18 protein-coding genes are annotated in these 17,190 nt (G+C 36.8%); 7 read left to right on the forward strand and 11 right to left on the reverse strand.

Annotated features, from left to right (window positions below):
- Positions 1-72: 72 nt before the first annotated feature.
- The gene (locus L3V46_RS10660) at positions 73-828 is read right to left on the reverse strand and encodes a MipA/OmpV family protein (protein ID WP_034610468.1); all 756 of its coding nucleotides are present in this window, start codon (positions 826-828) and stop codon (positions 73-75) included.
- Between the two features lie 367 nt (positions 829-1,195).
- On the opposite strand from L3V46_RS10660, the gene L3V46_RS10665 reads away from it, so the two are divergent.
- The 5 genes from L3V46_RS10665 to L3V46_RS10685 are packed head-to-tail and all read left to right on the forward strand — an operon-like array spanning position 1,196 to position 4,809.
- A complete protein-coding gene (locus tag L3V46_RS10665) occupies positions 1,196-1,915 on the forward strand; it encodes an MtnX-like HAD-IB family phosphatase (RefSeq protein WP_096734076.1) in 720 nt (239 codons plus the stop codon).
- A complete protein-coding gene (locus L3V46_RS10670) occupies positions 1,912-2,802 on the forward strand; it encodes an alpha/beta fold hydrolase (RefSeq protein ID WP_239045668.1) in 891 nt (296 codons plus the stop codon). The genes L3V46_RS10665 and L3V46_RS10670 overlap by 4 nt, the downstream gene beginning before the upstream one ends.
- Complete coding sequence (locus tag L3V46_RS10675; RefSeq protein ID WP_239045669.1) at positions 2,799-3,158, forward strand: EamA family transporter; 360 nt, start codon at positions 2,799-2,801, stop codon at positions 3,156-3,158. The genes L3V46_RS10670 and L3V46_RS10675 overlap by 4 nt, the downstream gene beginning before the upstream one ends.
- Positions 3,155-3,553: an EamA family transporter gene (locus L3V46_RS10680; RefSeq protein ID WP_239045670.1), complete on the forward strand. Its 399-nt coding sequence runs from the start codon at positions 3,155-3,157 to the stop codon at positions 3,551-3,553. Before L3V46_RS10675 ends, L3V46_RS10680 begins: the two co-directional genes overlap by 4 nt.
- 53 nt (positions 3,554-3,606) lie before the next feature.
- Positions 3,607-4,809 carry a DegT/DnrJ/EryC1/StrS family aminotransferase gene (locus L3V46_RS10685; protein WP_239045671.1) on the forward strand — a complete coding sequence of 401 codons (1,203 nt, stop codon included), beginning with the start codon at positions 3,607-3,609 and terminating at the stop codon, positions 4,807-4,809.
- Between the two features lie 260 nt (positions 4,810-5,069).
- On the opposite strand, the gene L3V46_RS10690 is transcribed toward L3V46_RS10685, so the two are convergent.
- From L3V46_RS10690 to L3V46_RS10725, 8 genes are all read right to left on the reverse strand, one after another.
- Positions 5,070-5,177 carry a DUF2474 family protein gene (locus L3V46_RS10690; protein ID WP_004821434.1) on the reverse strand — a complete coding sequence of 36 codons (108 nt, stop codon included), beginning with the start codon at positions 5,175-5,177 and terminating at the stop codon, positions 5,070-5,072.
- 107 nt (positions 5,178-5,284) lie between these two features.
- Entirely contained in the window at positions 5,285-6,289 is a 1,005-nt protein-coding gene (cydB, locus tag L3V46_RS10695; protein WP_239045672.1) for a cytochrome d ubiquinol oxidase subunit II, read from the reverse strand.
- Positions 6,289-7,725, reverse strand: coding sequence for a cytochrome ubiquinol oxidase subunit I (locus tag L3V46_RS10700; protein WP_239045673.1), 1,437 nt, complete (start codon positions 7,723-7,725; stop codon positions 6,289-6,291). The genes cydB and L3V46_RS10700 overlap by 1 nt, the downstream gene beginning before the upstream one ends.
- Positions 7,716-7,880 carry a hypothetical protein gene (locus L3V46_RS10705; RefSeq protein WP_239045674.1) on the reverse strand — a complete coding sequence of 55 codons (165 nt, stop codon included), beginning with the start codon at positions 7,878-7,880 and terminating at the stop codon, positions 7,716-7,718. Before L3V46_RS10705 ends, L3V46_RS10700 begins: the two co-directional genes overlap by 10 nt.
- Before the next feature lie 135 nt (positions 7,881-8,015).
- A complete protein-coding gene (locus tag L3V46_RS10710; protein ID WP_035370977.1) occupies positions 8,016-8,456 on the reverse strand; it encodes a DUF2946 domain-containing protein in 441 nt (146 codons plus the stop codon).
- 502 nt (positions 8,457-8,958) lie between these two features.
- A complete protein-coding gene (locus L3V46_RS10715) occupies positions 8,959-9,561 on the reverse strand; it encodes a nitroreductase family protein (protein ID WP_239045675.1) in 603 nt (200 codons plus the stop codon).
- A 933-nt stretch (positions 9,562-10,494) separates the two neighbouring features.
- On the reverse strand, positions 10,495-10,986 hold the full coding sequence (locus L3V46_RS10720) for a hypothetical protein (protein WP_004821426.1): 492 nt from the start codon (positions 10,984-10,986) through the stop codon (positions 10,495-10,497).
- Between the two features lie 200 nt (positions 10,987-11,186).
- Positions 11,187-12,083 carry a LysR substrate-binding domain-containing protein gene (locus L3V46_RS10725; RefSeq protein WP_239045676.1) on the reverse strand — a complete coding sequence of 299 codons (897 nt, stop codon included), beginning with the start codon at positions 12,081-12,083 and terminating at the stop codon, positions 11,187-11,189.
- A gap of 129 nt (positions 12,084-12,212) precedes the next feature.
- Between L3V46_RS10725 and L3V46_RS10730 the strand changes: the two genes are divergently transcribed.
- Positions 12,213-12,893 carry an isochorismatase family protein gene (locus L3V46_RS10730; protein WP_239045677.1) on the forward strand — a complete coding sequence of 227 codons (681 nt, stop codon included), beginning with the start codon at positions 12,213-12,215 and terminating at the stop codon, positions 12,891-12,893.
- A gap of 134 nt (positions 12,894-13,027) precedes the next feature.
- Here the strand turns inward: L3V46_RS10730 and cpaB are convergent, their stop codons facing one another.
- Positions 13,028-13,735: a metalloprotease secretion chaperone CpaB gene (gene cpaB / locus L3V46_RS10735; protein WP_239045678.1), complete on the reverse strand. Its 708-nt coding sequence runs from the start codon at positions 13,733-13,735 to the stop codon at positions 13,028-13,030.
- The gene (gene cpaA, locus L3V46_RS10740) at positions 13,735-15,531 is read right to left on the reverse strand and encodes a metalloendopeptidase CpaA (RefSeq protein ID WP_239045679.1); all 1,797 of its coding nucleotides are present in this window, start codon (positions 15,529-15,531) and stop codon (positions 13,735-13,737) included. The genes cpaB and cpaA overlap by 1 nt, the downstream gene beginning before the upstream one ends.
- Positions 15,532-16,095: 564 nt before the next feature.
- On the opposite strand from cpaA, the gene L3V46_RS10745 reads away from it, so the two are divergent.
- Positions 16,096-17,019, forward strand: a complete 924-nt coding sequence (locus L3V46_RS10745; protein ID WP_239045680.1) for a metal-dependent hydrolase — start codon at positions 16,096-16,098, stop codon at positions 17,017-17,019.
- Positions 17,020-17,190 lie beyond the last annotated feature (171 nt).

Consider the following 17,190-nt stretch of genomic DNA (forward strand, 5'->3'; position numbering starts at 1 on the left):
TTACCTTTTTCGAGCTTTTAATTGATTCAGTTTTGTTTTGAAACAAAATCTGAGTGGAGAAATGAGTTACATTCAAAATTTATATTTGATGCCGATGGATGGATAAATATCTGTACGTCGGTCAATCATTGGACTATTTGTTTGTTCCTTTGAAAGAAAATCGACGTTTAAAGTGCCAAAAGCACTCCAATCTTTTGAAATCTGGTAATCAGCTGCCATCCCTAAAAAAGGATGAAAGCTTGAGCTGGGTTGATAAGAACTGATACCTGTGCGTTGGGCTTCTAATGAACTTACGCCATAGTAATATTGGTTATATTTAGCATTGTTCCATTGCACGCCGATTTCAGGGTAAAAAGACCATTTACCACGACTGATTTCGGCCAGATAAGATACTGTGGCAATCGTGCCCTTACTTCGAGAAAGTACGTCTGTTCCAATCTGGGCCTTAAAACCCCCAAATGGCGTTATTCGCATATAACTACCACCCGCCATGACTGACCATTTACGGCGTTGTAGTCCAGTCAGCTCCCCACTCGGGTCATAACTGCTGCCATCGTATGCAGCATTTAACCGCAGTTCATTGTGATCATCATTTAAAAGATAAACACCGGCTTCATCGCCTTCTAAATAAACGCGACCGTTATCATAGAAAGCTGTAGGTAATAAGCTCTGATAGGTACGTTTTCCTTTATATGGCTGAAAATCGACAGTGTAATTTGCACCAATACTTAAAGCTGCAGGCTGATCATCATTTGCATATACATAGGATGAACTAAGTAGTATTCCGATAATCGGTGCAAGTTTTATGGGTTTTAAATGATTGTTCATATTTCGGTCCATTCAACGCATTTTTATAATGACTTCAAATCTGAAATCAGCATATTTGCGATGTGGGCTAAATATGAATTTGCTTTCTTATGCGAATCTTAAAAAAAAGTAAAATTCCATTAACATTGTTTTGTTTTGTGACCCGAAACTTAATTCAGTCAAAAATATGAATTTTAAATTCCTTTAATTTGAGGCGATAAAAAAATAAGTTATTAATTTTTAATAAATTAAATAATTTTAATAAATTACACTTTTTTACAATACAGCAACGTCATCTTTTTGCCACTAATTTCCCATAAGATTTAATTAAGAATCGAAAATTAATTTATGTGACAAGTTTATTAAAATAACAGTGGTAAAACTTATTATGTTCCTGATAAGCCCGCAACAGAATACGACCTCACAAAACCTTTGGCATATATTATGTGATTTTGATGGGACTATTAGTTTAAATGATACAACTGATCATTTATTGGAAACTTTTGCCTTAGATGGATGGCAAGCCATTGAGCAGCAATGGGAACAAGGATTGATTGGCTCAAAGCAATGTATGCAACAACAAATCGCTTTATTGCATATGAATCAACAAGCGTTTTATCAATGTTTAGATCAAATAGAAATTGATGCTGGTTTTTTAAATCTGGTGCAATTGAGCGCTTTACATAACATACCACTGACCATTGTTAGCGATGGTTTAGATCTGGTGATTCAATATATTTTATCTAAGTATAATCTTGGGCATCTTCCAGTTATCGCGAATCATTTGGTTCAAGTAAATGAATACCAATGGCGATTAGAATTTCCAAATACCAATTTAGCCTGTAAAAGTGCAAGTGGCACCTGTAAATGCAAAATTGCTGAGATGAATCATCAGGCAAATATTATTTTAATTGGCGATGGTCGTTCAGATTTTTGTCTTGCCGAAAGTGCAAATTATGTCTTTGCAAAAAAATCCCTGATTGAACATTGCCGCGAAAAACAAATTTTATATACGCCTTTTAAAAATATTACAGAAATTCATCAACCTTTAGAAAAGTTACTGATGAGTGATTTTGAACTTGATCCAACGATTATGGTGCTTGCATGATTAAAGATAACTCATTCTTCATCAATGGAAGTCGTACTGGTGTACTACTGATCCATGGTTTAACAGGCACACCTAATGAAATGCGTAGTGTGGCAAAGCCCTGTCAGCAAATGGGCTATAGTGTCTTAGCCGTACAGCTCGCAGGACATTGCGGAACAATGCAAGACTTGGTCCAAACAAAATGGGAAGACTGGTATTCAAGTATTTGCCAAGCTGCTGAAGAATTAAAAAAGCATACTGATGAAATATTTGTCATTGGATTATCTATGGGCTCGTTATTGGCACTTAAATATGCTTCAGAACATCCAGTTTCTGGAGTGATTTGTTATAGCCCAACATTTAAATTTGATGGTTGGAGTATTCCACGATGGTCAAAAATACTCGCGCCTATCGTTTTACCTATCGTTTCGCATTTAAATATTTTTAAAAATAGTGCCTTTGATGAAACTGAGCCTTACGGCATTAAAAACCAACAATTGCGTATGCGTATTCTAGAAGCCATGAAAAGTGATGATAGTAGTAAAGCTGGATTGCCAGGTAATCCTTGGCATTCACTTTATCAGATGCAACGCTTATCCAAAAATGTTGGTAAAAATTTATATAAAATTACCGCTCCGACGCTTTGTTTACATGCATTTCATGATGATATTGCGGATAAAAAAAATAGTCAGTTGATCTATGACAAAGTATCGGGCCAAAAACAATTAATTTGGCTTTACGAAAGCTACCATATGATCACGATTGATAACGATCGTAAACAAGTCATTGAAGCATCATTAAATTTCATCAAGCAACATCAACAATTGGCTGTTATTTCCAACCCTGTAGAAAAGTCAGCTGGAATAAGCACTGTTGAAGCGAATTTAAAACATGGTGAACCTGCGTGAATTTAGCTATTGCTGCTGTCTGGTTTCTAACTATTGTCATTGATACTATCGGTCAACTGGCTTTTAAGGCAGCAGCATCAGAAAATACTCAACATGATGGCATTGCACATTGGAAAGCAATGGCAATACGCCCCTGGATTTGGATTGGTATCACCAGTTATATCATTGAGTTTTTCACTTGGCTTATTTTCCTTTCCTTAGTCCCATTGTCTGATGGTGTGATGTTAGGCAGTATCAATATCGTTGTCATCCTTATCGCTGGGCGTTTATTTTTCAATGAAAAGCTCACACGTAATCGACTGATCGGTGTCATCTTAATTAGCTTAGGCGTCACTGTTGTGGGATTAGGCACATGAAGTTATTTTATATCATCGGTTTTATCATATTAATGTCTTTTGACACCTTGGCCCAAATCAGTTTTAAATTTGCGTCCATCCATGCAATGCCACTGACTTATGATATGGCTTGGTTAATCCGTATCTTGAGTCATTATTGGATTTATGGGGCAATTATTGGCTATATCGGGGCCTTTTTTACATGGATGACTTTACTCAAACATGCACCTGTTGGACCTGCCTTTGCTGCATCACATTTGGAGTTGATTAGCGTCACGCTTCTGTCTATATGGTTGTTTAATGAACCACTCACCTTTGCAAAAGTACTAGGCGCAACACTGATTTTAATTGGTGTACTTTTCTTAGCAAAAGATGAGTCAAAACAACATCTTTCAACCAATGAATTACTGAAGTAAAACCACACCCTATTTGAACCAATACATAGGAATATGACTTACGACATCTAAATATGAAAAAAGAAATCCCACCGACCAATGGCCTCACGATTAATTTTAGAGATCTGTTTCCTTCTGCTCGTCAAACAGATCTATCCACATATCTAAGCCATTTACTCAATATTCCTCAACCGAGTTTAACTTGCTCAGGTACAGTTGCTCTAATTCTTGCCTTGCAAACGCTAGAAAAAAGACAGCCACGACGTAAACAAGTCATTATTCCAGCATGGACATGTCCGTTGGTGGCACTGGCGATTGAGAAAATAGGATTAACGCCCGTTCTATGTGACATAGAAACCAATAGCTTAAATTTTGAGATTCAACAACTACAACAATTAACCAATGCAAATACCTTGGCAATTGTGGTGACTCATTTTGCTGGTCTAGTTTATGATTTTAGCTTAGTCCAAGAAATTGCCCGACATTATCAGACCTTTATCATTGAAGATGCTGCTCAATCTATGGGTGCTAAAACCCATTATCAAAGCGTAGGGCTAATTGGAGATATTGCATTTTTTAGTCTGGCTTTTGGCAAAGGACTAACCAGTGCTGAAGGAGGTGTATTGTTTAGTCGAGATCTAGAAATCAACCAGCAACTTTATGAGAGTTCCCTAACATTACCTCTGCTCAAGCAATGGGAGCTGAAACGTTGTTTGGAGTTGATGGCGTATAGTTTGCTTTATCGTCCTGCAACTTTAACATGGCTCTATGGCAAACCTTTGCGTAAGGCGCTAGAAAACCATGATGAAATCACAGCTGTAGGTGATAACTTTGATCTCGACAGTATCCCTATTCATCAACTTGGAAAATGGCGCAGTCAAGTCGCAGCACATGCCAGTACACGCCTTCCACTACATTGGCAACAAGCAAGACAGCGAGCTAAAAAGCGTATCTTACAATTAAGATTATTGCCAAACTTACATATATTTGATGAACAGATAAATACTCAGGCAACTTTTCCCTTTTTGATTTGTTTTGTAGAAAACGAAAGATTATGTCAAAAAATATTAGATGAACTTTGGTGCTCAGGTTTAGGCATAACCAAACTTATTGTACGTTCAATTTCCCACTATCCAGCGTTATCGCATATACATGCCGATACGCCAAATGCAACGCGCTTCGCAGCACAAAGTTTTACCATTAGTAATTCAGCTTGGTTAGAGGATGATGATTTTCAAATTATTTTTAAAGTACTAGAAAAAATTCTAACCACATAGAATTAAGCCCAATCTGAGTAACATCTATTTAAAAAAACAATTTACCTTTGTCACGTCATATAACCCATTCAATAAAAACCAAACCGTTTTCACCCTTGGCCTGATTTAATCAAAGATGATCATTTTTTGATTGATGAAAAAAATTTATTAATTTGTTAGAAGCCGCTTATATACAGATTATTTTTATTGTCGATTCGCTAAAACAAAAAATTAAATAAAAAATGAGGAACATAGTTCCTCATTTTTTATTCAGTAAAACCTTAGTAGGCCAACTGAATCAACATTCTAAAAAAACCAGCAATAATCGCCAATGTTAGAAATCCACCTAGCCATAACACGACAAACCATTGTGTTTGAGATAGTTTCATACTTGCTTACCTCATTTAAAGCTTTAAATTTTTACCCTGCTGCATGTTTAGTCTTGATTAGGCTATTTTTTACTCAAGCCAAAAGACTAAACATGCTACGTTTAACCTTAGTGATAACCTTCATCACCGATTCGAACTTTGTCTCGGAACACCCAATACGAAAGCCCGGTATAGATCAAAATAATTGGAATTAAAATCAATGCACCAATTAAAGCAAATAATTGGCTGCTCTGTGGCGCGGCAGCTTCCCAGATAGTCACTGATGGCGGAATAACATAAGGCCACAAACTGATGATAAACCCAGTATAAGCAAGGAAAACCAAAGCCAAGGTATAAAGGAATGGGCTTAGTTCATTACGCTTTTTACATGCGCGAAGCACAAGAAAAGTAAACAGCACCACCAATATGGGTACAGGACTAAAATACATCAATTGTGGTTGGCTAAACCAGCGTGCTGCAATTTCAGGATGCGCCATCGGGGTATAAATACTGACTGCGCCAAAGATGACAAACAAAGCAACGATTAATTTAGGCATCAACTGATACATACGATCTTGTAAATCAAGTTCAGTTTTAAAAATTAACCATCCACAACCCAGTGCTGCGTAAAGTACAACAACACCAATACCTGTAAACACAGTAAACGGCGATAACCAGTCTAAACCACCACCTGCATACATATGGTTTTCAACTTTAATCCCTTGAATATACGCACCAAGAATCATCCCTTGGAAAAAGCTGGCAAGTATTGATCCACCAATAAATGCTTTGTCCCATAAGTGTTTGGTTCGATTGGCTTTAAAACGAAACTCAAAAGCCACACCACGGAAAATTAAAGCAATCACCATAAGGATAACTGGCATATATAATGCGGATAATACAGTGGCATAGACCATTGGAAACGCCGCATATAATGCTGCACCGCCCAATACCATCCAGGTTTCATTACCATCCCAAACAGGTGCAACGGTGTTCATCATCACATCACGTTCGTGTTGATCTTTAACAAAGGGAAATAAAATCCCAATCCCTAAATCAAAACCATCTAATACTACATAGATGAATACACCAATGGCGATAATGACAATCCAAATCAGAGATAAATCAATCATTATTTACGCTCCTGTTCATTGGAATCAACGCTATCTTCAACACTCGTCAATGGACGTTTAGAGGCCAAAATAACCGCTTCTTCACTATGCGCTACACTTTCTGGTGTGGCGTAGATAAATTGTGGACCTTTGTGCATCAATTTCAACATATAGTAAATGCCGATGCCAAATACGATGCAATACACCACAACGAAAATAATTAAAGTGAGGCCAACTTGTTCCGCAGAAACTGGAGATAAAGCATCTTTGGTTCGCATCACTCCATATACCACCCACGGTTGACGACCAACTTCTGTGGTAAACCAGCCTGCAAGCAAGGCAATAAATCCTGAAGGTCCCATAGCAAAAGCAAAACGGTGTAACCATTTGTTTTCATAAAGCTTGCCGCCTTTGCGTAGAAACAATGCCATCACGGCGAGTAGAATCATCAATATGCCCATTCCAACCATGATTCTAAAGCTCCAGAACACCACAGTAGAATTAGGACGATCTTCAGGTGCAAACTCTTTTAAGCCTTTTACCTCACCATCCAGCGTATGGGTCATGATTAAGCTGCCAAGATTTGGAATACCAATAGCATATTTAGTTTCTTCTGCTTGCATATCTGGAATACCAAACAGATATAGCGGCATACCCTCACCTTTATTGGTTTCCCAATGCCCTTCAATCGCTGCAAGTTTAGCAGGCTGATGTTTTAAGGTATTTAGACCGTGATTATCACCGATGAGAACCTGTAATGGTGCAAGGACCAGAATCATCCACAATGCCATAGAGAACGATTTTTTGATTAATGCGTCACGGCGTCCTTTTAATAAATGCCAAGCAGCAGTTGCAGCCACCAGTAAGGCTGAAACAAGGAATGCTGCCGCAGCCATATGGGCTAAACGGTAAGGAAATGAGGGGTTAAACACAATTGCAAACCAATCTTGCGGCACGATAATCCCATTTTCGATGCTAAAGCCTTGTGGTGTTTGCATCCAACTGTTTGAAGATAAAATCCAAAACATTGAAATACAGGTACCAATCGCCACCATAGCCGTTGCAAAGAAATGCGCCCGAGGACCTACGCGCCCCCAACCAAAGAGCATAATGCCAAGGAAACCAGCTTCTAAGAAAAATGCACTCAGCACTTCATAAGCCAGTAATGGACCAGTTACCGAGCCTGCAACACGTGAAAATTCACTCCAGTTTGTTCCAAACTGATAACTCATCACCACACCAGAAACCACGCCCATCCCAAAAGCGACAGCAAAAATTTTCACCCAGAATTTAAATAAATCTTGGTAAACAGGATTTTGAGTTTTTAGCCAGCGCCATTCAAGCACAGCTAAAAAGCTTGCAAGCCCGATAGAAATTGAAGGAAAAATAATATGGAAAGAAACAGTAAAAGCAAACTGAATACGCGCCAATTCTAAAGCAGTTAATCCTAGATCCATGACATCACCTTATTCATTGGTAAAGTTGGTAAAGATTGAGTTTTGAATACATTGATAAACATTTTTTGTTGTACACACTCAGCATACGCCTGAACATTCAGTACAATCTGTTGTTTTCTTTTTGCGGTATTTTTAAACAATACTAAAAATAGCATGCAAAGGCTGCTTTCCTGCAAATCGAGGAAATTTTGAAAAATCATGATCATTCTCTACACAATAAATTCGAAATACGATCGCATGGCTTTAAAGCCTTTATTTAAAAATGCTAAACCTATGGATCGGTGAATGTGTTATGCAAAGACTACAGGTGGGGCTCGCCCTTGAGGAATCAGAAACAGGCGTTGTAATTGAAAATAGACATGCTGAAAGTTTTCAACATAAGCCATTAAACGTACTTGAATACGCACTAGGATTTCTTTTACGCCAATTTCTGGTGGCATCACTAAATTGCCATATACCACACAATACTGACATTGATGGTTAATGTCATGATGATCATGACTTGAACTGCTTGCTTGTTGGGCTTGATCTAAATGTAAATAGTGATGAATAAAACTAGATTCTTGCTCATGATGAAGATGTGCATGTGTTGGTCGCAATAAAGCTTGAGTGATGTCTTCACAGACCGGAGCAATTTGATACTGCTCAGGTAATAACGGCTGTAAAAAAACCGCAAGCTGTAAAAATACTGTTGCAAATGCCAGCAACAGACCACTGCTTCTTAACACAATTGATTGCTCATATTGAGAGAGATAGAAAAAAGTATAAGTTTGCTTTTAACTGTAGATCTTTAACTTGAAATAAAGAATCAACTGCATAAAAACCAAGCATATTACTCAACTTTTCTAGCTTTACTATAGTACATTTAAATTTTAAATCAAAGCCTCTTTAGCACTTTTTTGGAAATCGTTTTCTTTTTTAATGATTTGTTTGTTATATAGCAATGATCAATAAAACTTAAAAAAGCGTCCATCGTCGCCTCAGCTTTTAGTGAGTAAATAGCAACAACTCAACTTTCAAGCTAAATTCAATTGAAAAGCTGATACTCGACGACTGAATCTACTACAACGATACTCTAAGGGTTTTAAGCTGGTTTTCTTTCTAAACAGTCTGCGAAAAGAAATTGGGTCTAAATAACCGACACTTTGTATAATTAGATCAATAGATTGATTAGCATTTTCAATAGCAAAGCTTCTTGGCTGAGCAAGCCAAGAAGCTAGAGAAAATAAAAAATTATTTAAACACTTTAAAACGCACAGCATCATCGATATAGGCTTTTTCAGCAGCCTCCGCTTCAATTGAACCAAACACCAACTGTGCACGAAGTTTCCAAGTTTTGGGTATATCCCATTCCGCATGGACTTGTTCATCGACAATTGGATTGTAGTGCTGTAAGGATGCACCAATACCCTCGCTATTTAAGGTTGTCCACGTTGAAAATTGTGCGATTGCTGTAGAGTGTTCAGCCCAAATCGGAAAGTTTTCTGCATAAGCTGGAAATTTTTCCTGTAAGTTTTGGATCACATCTAAATCTTCAAAGAAAAGAACGGTACCAAAGCCTGCGATAAAACTGTCTATTTTAGTCTCTGTTTTTAAGGCACTTGCTTCATCTTTGGCATAAGCTTTGAGTTGAACTTTTACAAAGTTCCAGAACTTCTCATGTTCAGCATTAAACAAGATCACTGCACGAGATGATTGCGAGTTAAAAGAAGATGGGCTTTGCTTGATCGCTTGCTGAATCAAATCAGTAAGATGATCAGGAGATTGATTAACATGACGTCCAATCGCATAAATTGTACGGCGTTTATGAATTAAATCTAAAAAATTATTCGACATTGCTGAATATCCTTGGATATATCCCCGGGGAAATCCGATACTTTAAAAAAGATTATCAAGATATTTTAAAAAATCATAACAAGTATGAATTGATTAAAATCAAAAGTATTACAACATAAAAAAACTTGCTAGAAATATCTACTTTTGTCATATGTTTCTAAGCAAAAGTGAATTAGAAGAAATATAAGGGTCTATAGACATTTCATAAATGGCTTGCGTTGTAGGTTAAAATTGAGCATGAGACGTATACGTCGTAAAGCATGAAGGATAATAGCGAGACTATTTTCAAGTTTCATAACACAGACTGAGATAATTTTAGCCACAACCCTGAGCAAGAACAAAGCACTGCTTTGTTTGCAGCGCAAGGCGCAGCGGGGGACTAGCGTGTTTTTTGCCGCTACTTCGTTACGAACTATTCATTTAGAATGACTAAATTTCATATTTCGTGCCTTGTATCGCCTAAAAAACACACGTAGTCGCAAACCTAGACGAATTGTCAACAGACCCTAAGCAACTCCTAGATATAGAAATCACGACATATACCATCTAACAATCTACAATCAGAAGTTTTATCCTACAAACGCGTAATAAAGAAGATTGAATAAGAAGTACCAACATTTAAAATCAAATCATAAAGACTTGCTAAATGAATGACCTCATTTAAATCATTGTCATCATGCTTAAACAACTGCCGAATAAAATCCAAGCATTAAAAATGTTTCCACTCAAAATTTAGATATCGCAATTGGTTAAAAAATGAAAGTTTTAAATATATTAAGTATCATCAGTTCAATATTTATTCTATTTTTTATGTTTTATACGCTTGGGCCTACAATTTAAAAAACGTAAACAGATGAATAAAAAAATAAAAGGCAGTTTAAAACTGCCTTTTATACTTGAATTTGATTATTTCAATCTATTGCTTATGTTTGACTAGAAATTAGCATTCAGCACTTTGGCAGGTACAGTATTTTTCCAAATATCTCGCAAAGTAGGTAAATAGAATTTTTCACCTAACTCAACCAATTCAGCGTCAATCAATGCATGTGTTTCATGCATAAATAAGTAGTCCAGTTCAACCGTAGACAATTGTTGCTGCTTTTTTGCAAATTCTTTACGTTTGGCTTGAGCTTGTTTAAGCAGTTGGTCTGCGAAATTTTTATTCTTATATTGGCTAATCGCTTGTAAACGTAACTCAATCACGCCCCAACCTGTAAGGAGTTTCTTAAAAATCTCAAAATCTTCAGTTGTGGATTCCCAAGTCATTTTATCCAAGTCTTCATCATCAGGAAGTACTGGGAGTAAAATTTCCATTACACTTGGAAAAATCTTTTTGAAATTTAAAATAAATTTAACAGGGTGCTCACCAGGGTAATCTTTAAACTGCACATTTTCCTGAACATCTGTTAAATAAATTGATAACATTAAAAAATCCTTAATTAAAATACTGTTTACTATAACGTTATTGGTCATCTTGCAGCCTAAATACAAAATAAAAATAACATGAAAACAGCGAAAGAAATGCATTCTAACAATTATGACAGTTTATTCAATGCCAATTGCAGTATTCACCTGTTGTCGATCAAAGATATTGGCGGGTGAATAAAGCTGATTCTTGTAAAGAATTAAACTTGATCAAACTCAGTGACCAAAAACTCGATTAAAGCTTTTACCGATGGTAATAGACCTCTTCTAGAAGTATAGGCCAAATGAATAAGCTCTGGCATCGGTTCCCACTCAGGAATCACTTTAACCAGTCTGCCCGCTTTTAAGTCTTCAGCAATAATTAATTCCGGTAGTTTTGCAATTCCCAAGCCATCTAAAGTCGCTAAATGCAATGCACTTAAATCAGTAGTGGTTAGTCTAGGCTCATCCTTAACCACATATAGTTCATTTTTAGAGTTATATAGATCCCAATGATATTCAAAGGACAAAGACTCCATCATTAAAATAGGTAATCTTGTTAATTCTTCTGGTGTTTTAATCAAGAAATGTTGATTCAACAAATCAGGGCTTGCGACAATAAATTGTTTTGAAATAGATAGGCTACGTACAATCAAATCACTATCTTTTAAAGGTAAGGGTCTGATTCGAATTGCAACGTCATAACGTTCATTAAACAAGTCTACCTTTCTATTTGTCGCTTCCACATGCAATTTAACTTTCGGATAACGTGCTAAAAACTTATTCAACATTTTACTGACATTAATATGCAATAAATTTGTAGGACAAGAAATTTTTACAATTCCAGTCGGCTCTGCGCTTAACAGTGCGATTGCCTCATCAGCTGATTCAGCTTCCACAAGCATTGCTTTACAGTGTTGTAAATATATGTTCCCGACATCTGTAATCGAAATTCTTTTGGTGGTTCGATTGAGAAGTTTTACTCCTAAACGGTTTTCCAATTCCGCAACTCTTCGACTTAACAATGATTTGGTCACACCCAACGCATTACTTGCAGCTGAAAAGCCACCATATTCAATCACTTTGGTAAAATAATACAGGTCATTTAAGTCTTTCATCATATCCCCCTTAAATATCGCAACTGTTCTCTATATAAGACAATATGTCATATAAATAGTATAATTCAATATTTGTCCTACTGTTAGTATTAAAAACAGCAAATGATTGCTTAACTAAGGATATATAAAATGTCTACTCCAGCTAATTTTAATGGCCAAGCCCCAGTGATTGATGTAAATGATTCCGTTATGCTGTTAATTGATCATCAAAGTGGTTTATTTCAAACCGTTGCTGATATGCCAATGACAGAACTACGCCAACGTGCAGCAGCCTTAGCTAAAATAGCATCATTATCAAACATGCCTGTCATTACCACGGCCTCAGTTCCTCAAGGCCCCAATGGCCCACTGATTCCTGAAATACACGCAAATGTACCCCATGCAAAATATGTCGCACGTAAAGGCGAAATTAATGCATGGCATAATCAAGAGTTCGTTGAAGCGGTTAAAGCAACAGGTAAAAAGACCCTGATTATTGCGGGTACGATTACCAGCGTGTGTATGGCTTTTCCAGCGATTAGTGCAATTGCTGATGGCTATAAAGTTTTTGTTGTGGTTGATGCATCAGGTACATATAGCAAAATGGCACAAGAAATTACCTTAGCACGTGTGGTTCAAGCAGGTGCGGTACCGATGGATACAGCGGCGGTTGCTTCAGAAATTCAACAAACTTGGAACCGTGAAGATGCTGCTGAATGGGCTCAAGTGTACACTCAAATCTTCCCTGCTTATCAATTACTGATTGAAAGTTATTCAAAAGCACAAGAAGTTGTGACAAACAAAGAAGTACTTGATTCAGTTCGTAAATAATTTTAAATCAATGATGATTTTAGACACCTTTCGAGGTGTCTAAATCTTTGTTATGACTATGACGCAGTAATTACTACACTCATTTTGTTGCTACTTCAAGTTTAGAGAATAAATCATGTCTTTAGATTAAAAAATTAATGTACATGATCCATCTCCTTTTCCGCTGCCTCAAGTGCGGCAGATTCATTGGCAACGTCATTGACCCATCCATAGCCATTTTTCATCAAAATGGCATAGGTTTTACCATCTGCTGTAATCGTACCCATGGTAAAATTGTCTTTAATGGTTTGAGTAATATGAAATTTCTCATTATTTTGATCTCCTCCTTCTAGAGAGCCTGACCAACTGACAATATCTTCATCTGGATCTACCTCTATACGTTCTATAACGGCCTGTCTGTTTAAACCATAGCCTGGCACATTAAATACGATTTGATCGCCGACATTCTTCGCCTCTAAGGTATATAGATCATTCCTCAGAAATATTCGCCCATCTTTTTTTTGTGCATCTGTCAAAGGAACAGGATTATGCATAGACACGGTATCAACAGTACTCAAATTGAACATCTGTTGATTGAAAATTCCTGCACGTAATTTGTCTTCATCTAGCGATACAAGTTTACGGCGAGCATGGCTGTCTTTTATACGTTGCAATACTTGTGTTTCGGTTAGTTTTGTATTTAGCTTCGGTGAATTCACTTGATCGATTTGTTCATTTTGTTTAGACGCAATCGCTTTAGCTGTATCAGCTGCCTCCTGTTGACCTGAGATGAACCAAGCCAACAAAGAAACCAACAAAACAGTTAAAACAACGGAAATAATGAGATATATCCGTTTATTCATTATGGATTAACCGCCACTAAAAATTTTGAAATGGCTTCAACATTCTCATTAATTTTTCTTAAGCCATCAAATTTGTCAGTTTCACCTAAACGCACGCCATATTCAGGGCTATAGATATCAGGGCTTGAATATAAGCCAATTTGATTTCCACCCATAATAGTACTGCCTAAAGGATGACCAAATCCCCAGTTATAACCTGTGGTTCGATCAAAGCTATGTCCGAGTCCCATGTTATGCCCTAATTCATGCCGCATTGCGGTGATACCACAACCATAGTTATGTGATCCGATCATATTGTACTTACTCGGAGTGCTATTTATATAAGCTAAACCGCAACCCGAATGATCTGTAATGGTATATACCGCGTCAGCACCTGTTCTGGTTCTTTCCGCTTGTACGGTGGCATCTGAACGCCCTAAATTAATCGCATCACCGAGTGTCGTTCCAGGGATTCGATAATCCAAGTATCCAACTTCTTTGTAGTAGGCTTTTGCTTGCGAGTTTTCAAGCGCTTCATTGGTTAATCTAAGTGCTTCACGGGCTTGAATTTTTGCAGCAGTTGCACCGAGCTTGTCATTGACTACGGGACTATTCACAAGCAGCAAATCAATCTGATAACTATCGGTGTTCCAAACACCATTGTTAAATACCAAACGGATTTTATCGCCTTTTTTTAAGCTTGCACTAATGCTGCTACCTGAAACTGTAAACGCTGTATCCGCAGAATTAGATAAGATAACCTTGTCACCAGACTGAGCCGCTGGCAAGTTTACAACAGGTGCCCATTGCGCATTATCAGCGGTTATTTCAACAACAGGGGTTTTAAATGTAAAGCCTTGTGCAGCGGTGTTTGCAGTGAATACGGTTTTAGGAGAGGAAGCCAACACCCAATACGATTTATCTGCAATATAAATGAATTCGTAACGATTGCCTTTGTTGAGTTTTAGGGTTGCGGTGGTATTGGTATTTTCATTTTCAATCACTGATTGCCAGCTTGCAGTTGAGCTAACAATGATACGATCTCGGTCGTTTGCTGTTTGCGGTAATTTTAATGAAGACACCCACGCGCCATCAGCAAAACGAATTTCTGTTTTAGCTGCAGTTAAATTTTGCAAAGCTGTATTTAATGCCGCAGTATTACCATTGATCACGTTGATAATACGTGTCGGAACAGACAGTGGAACCCATTTACTCAGTTCTTGATTATATTGGAAGATATATGCATCATTTTTATTGACAACCAATGTACTTGGAAATAAAGCATTTTGTGAATTAATTTTGGAGGATTTAAGCGCATTAGACTTAACCACAAGGATCTGGCCATTCTGACCTGTTTGCGGTAAATGGATTGTCTCAGTCCAAGCAGCATCACTTACAACATATTGGGCCTGTGATTGTTGAAATACGGGAATGGTATTGCCATTTTTTTCAGGCGTAAAATTGGCAGTTTCAGGCGCATAAAACTCCCATTTTCCATTACTAAATTTAAAACGATAACTGTTTCCAGACTTTAGTGTGAGAACGCCTTTTTTTTCAATATTTACATTACTTAAATCAATATCACTGTCATAACCCGCAGTTGATTGAATTGTAATTAAGGCACCTTCTTTTGCTACATTCGGTAAGGAAATATTCTTTACCCAATTGCCATTGGATACACTAAATATCAGATCATCATAGCCTGTTGGGATGATTCCACTCTGGTTATTCTGGTTTGGTGATAGTGTGGTTGCGGCTATGGCAAAAGTGACCATGCCACTTGTAATGAAGACTGTAATAACTTTTCTTTTATTCATGTTATACCTGAGTCAATATTATAAAGTTGAGCTGACACTATAAATTAATTTTTATTGAAAAATAAAATTAAAAATTGTTAATAAAATCGATAAAACCAACAGCAACCCTAGGTTTTATTAAATTATAAATATCTGATATATAAGTAAAAGTAAATATTACAACCCAAAAACAATGCAGAACTTATAAAATAAAACTTAGTAAAATCATCAATATAAACCAATCAATAATTCGTGAATTATCCTTTTTTTTGTTGAACAATCGCTGAATTCAAATCTCAGTATTGCAATATAGTAATTTGATATTTCTATAGCTGATTCAACCTATTAAAATTATTTTTATATCATCTAATCCACATTGATTTTCACGTCTTTATTTTCTGGATTTTTAAATTAAGAAATAACAATATCAATAACTTAAAAAAATAATATTAAATTTCTAAAGCAATATTTTCTACTCAAAAGAGTAAAAATCACAAAAAAAGTGTCCTCAAAGGATATGGTCGCTAATTATTCTAAATGGTAAAAACTTTTAATCGCTTAACAGTTTCATGTTGGATAACCACAATGATCACGGAAAGTCATCAAATTAAAGCAAGAAAAGTATATTTCGATTTTTCTGAGTCTTCTGTATGTTGGATGCCAGATGATCCACTCTGTTCACATATCGCCAATGGTATCAATATGCTTTTGCCTGCGGGCGAGTTTTGGTTTTGTCGAGTATTTAATAAAACCCTTCCACATATTAGCGACGAAAAATTAAAACAAGACGTTATTGGCTTTGTCCGCCAAGAAGCTGCGCATGCACGCGCACATGAAAAAGTACAAGACTTTTTAAGAGAAAATGGCTATGACATACAAGAACCATTAAATCGTGCTCATCTTGTTTTCAACATTTTATTAGGTGACAAACCATTAGGAATTCCTTTTTTAAAAGGAAAAAAATTTGACGAATATTGGTTAATCTTTCGTGTAGGTGTTATTGCAGCGATCGAGCACTTTACAGGTACAATTGGGCAATGGACACTTGATAGCAAATCTTGGGATAAAGCAGATCCAGCTATGGCTGATTTATTCCGCTGGCATCTTGCGGAAGAAGTTGAACATCGTTGTGTCGCTTATGATTTGTTTGAGCATTTATTACAACAAAAGCTAGGTTTTTATGTTTCCAGACAAATCATTATGATGGGAATTTTTCCGCTTTTTATTTACTTCCTTGTTGATTTTGCTCTCAGTCTTGGCCAACAAGATACTGAACATCAGCACATCCAAAAATTAATGCGCCGTGGATTCTTTGCTTTTATTCGAGAGTTTGAAAAAACGGCAACCAAAACAGATCACCTACCGACCATTAAATACCTATGGAAAGCCACTCTACGTTGGACCTCTCCAAAGTTTAATCCGCTTCATGAAGGTGATACAGAACAGGCTTTAGCCTATATGTCACGTTCACCTGCTGTTCAGTATTTTGAGAAAACGGCGCTCAATTAAATAGAGCATGCCACAATGTAAATTGCGCGTATAAAAAGCCTTCTATAAAGGAGGCTCATGTAATCACTGTATGAGTAGCATATTTTCTTTTGTACTATTTGGTGGGATGATGATTTGAACTCTAAAGGTTTACTAAAGTCAGGATCAAGTTGAGCAATAACGGCAACAGGA

It is taken from the genome of Acinetobacter sp. AG3 (assembly GCF_022343575.1).
Classification (GTDB): Bacteria; Pseudomonadota; Gammaproteobacteria; order Pseudomonadales; family Moraxellaceae; genus Acinetobacter; species Acinetobacter guillouiae.

Bases quoted from the DNA above. Each gene is read 5' to 3' on its own strand.
- L3V46_RS10660 (WP_034610468.1), bottom strand. From the start codon at position 828: ATGAACAATCATTTAAAACCCATAAAACTTGCACCGATTATCGGAATA.
- L3V46_RS10665 (WP_096734076.1), top strand. From the start codon at position 1,196: ATGTTCCTGATAAGCCCGCAACAGAATACGACCTCACAAAACCTTTGG.
- L3V46_RS10670 (WP_239045668.1), top strand. From the start codon at position 1,912: ATGATTAAAGATAACTCATTCTTCATCAATGGAAGTCGTACTGGTGTA.
- L3V46_RS10680 (WP_239045670.1), top strand. From the start codon at position 3,155: ATGAAGTTATTTTATATCATCGGTTTTATCATATTAATGTCTTTTGAC.
- L3V46_RS10685 (WP_239045671.1), top strand. From the start codon at position 3,607: ATGAAAAAAGAAATCCCACCGACCAATGGCCTCACGATTAATTTTAGA.
- L3V46_RS10690 (WP_004821434.1), bottom strand. From the start codon at position 5,177: ATGAAACTATCTCAAACACAATGGTTTGTCGTGTTATGGCTAGGTGGA.
- cydB (WP_239045672.1), bottom strand. From the start codon at position 6,289: ATGATTGATTTATCTCTGATTTGGATTGTCATTATCGCCATTGGTGTA.
- L3V46_RS10700 (WP_239045673.1), bottom strand. From the start codon at position 7,725: ATGGATCTAGGATTAACTGCTTTAGAATTGGCGCGTATTCAGTTTGCT.
- L3V46_RS10705 (WP_239045674.1), bottom strand. From the start codon at position 7,880: ATGCTATTTTTAGTATTGTTTAAAAATACCGCAAAAAGAAAACAACAG.
- L3V46_RS10715 (WP_239045675.1), bottom strand. From the start codon at position 9,561: ATGTCGAATAATTTTTTAGATTTAATTCATAAACGCCGTACAATTTAT.
- L3V46_RS10720 (WP_004821426.1), bottom strand. From the start codon at position 10,986: ATGTTATCAATTTATTTAACAGATGTTCAGGAAAATGTGCAGTTTAAA.
- L3V46_RS10725 (WP_239045676.1), bottom strand. From the start codon at position 12,083: ATGAAAGACTTAAATGACCTGTATTATTTTACCAAAGTGATTGAATAT.
- L3V46_RS10730 (WP_239045677.1), top strand. From the start codon at position 12,213: ATGTCTACTCCAGCTAATTTTAATGGCCAAGCCCCAGTGATTGATGTA.
- cpaB (WP_239045678.1), bottom strand. From the start codon at position 13,735: ATGAATAAACGGATATATCTCATTATTTCCGTTGTTTTAACTGTTTTG.
- cpaA (WP_239045679.1), bottom strand. From the start codon at position 15,531: ATGAATAAAAGAAAAGTTATTACAGTCTTCATTACAAGTGGCATGGTC.
- L3V46_RS10745 (WP_239045680.1), top strand. From the start codon at position 16,096: ATGATCACGGAAAGTCATCAAATTAAAGCAAGAAAAGTATATTTCGAT.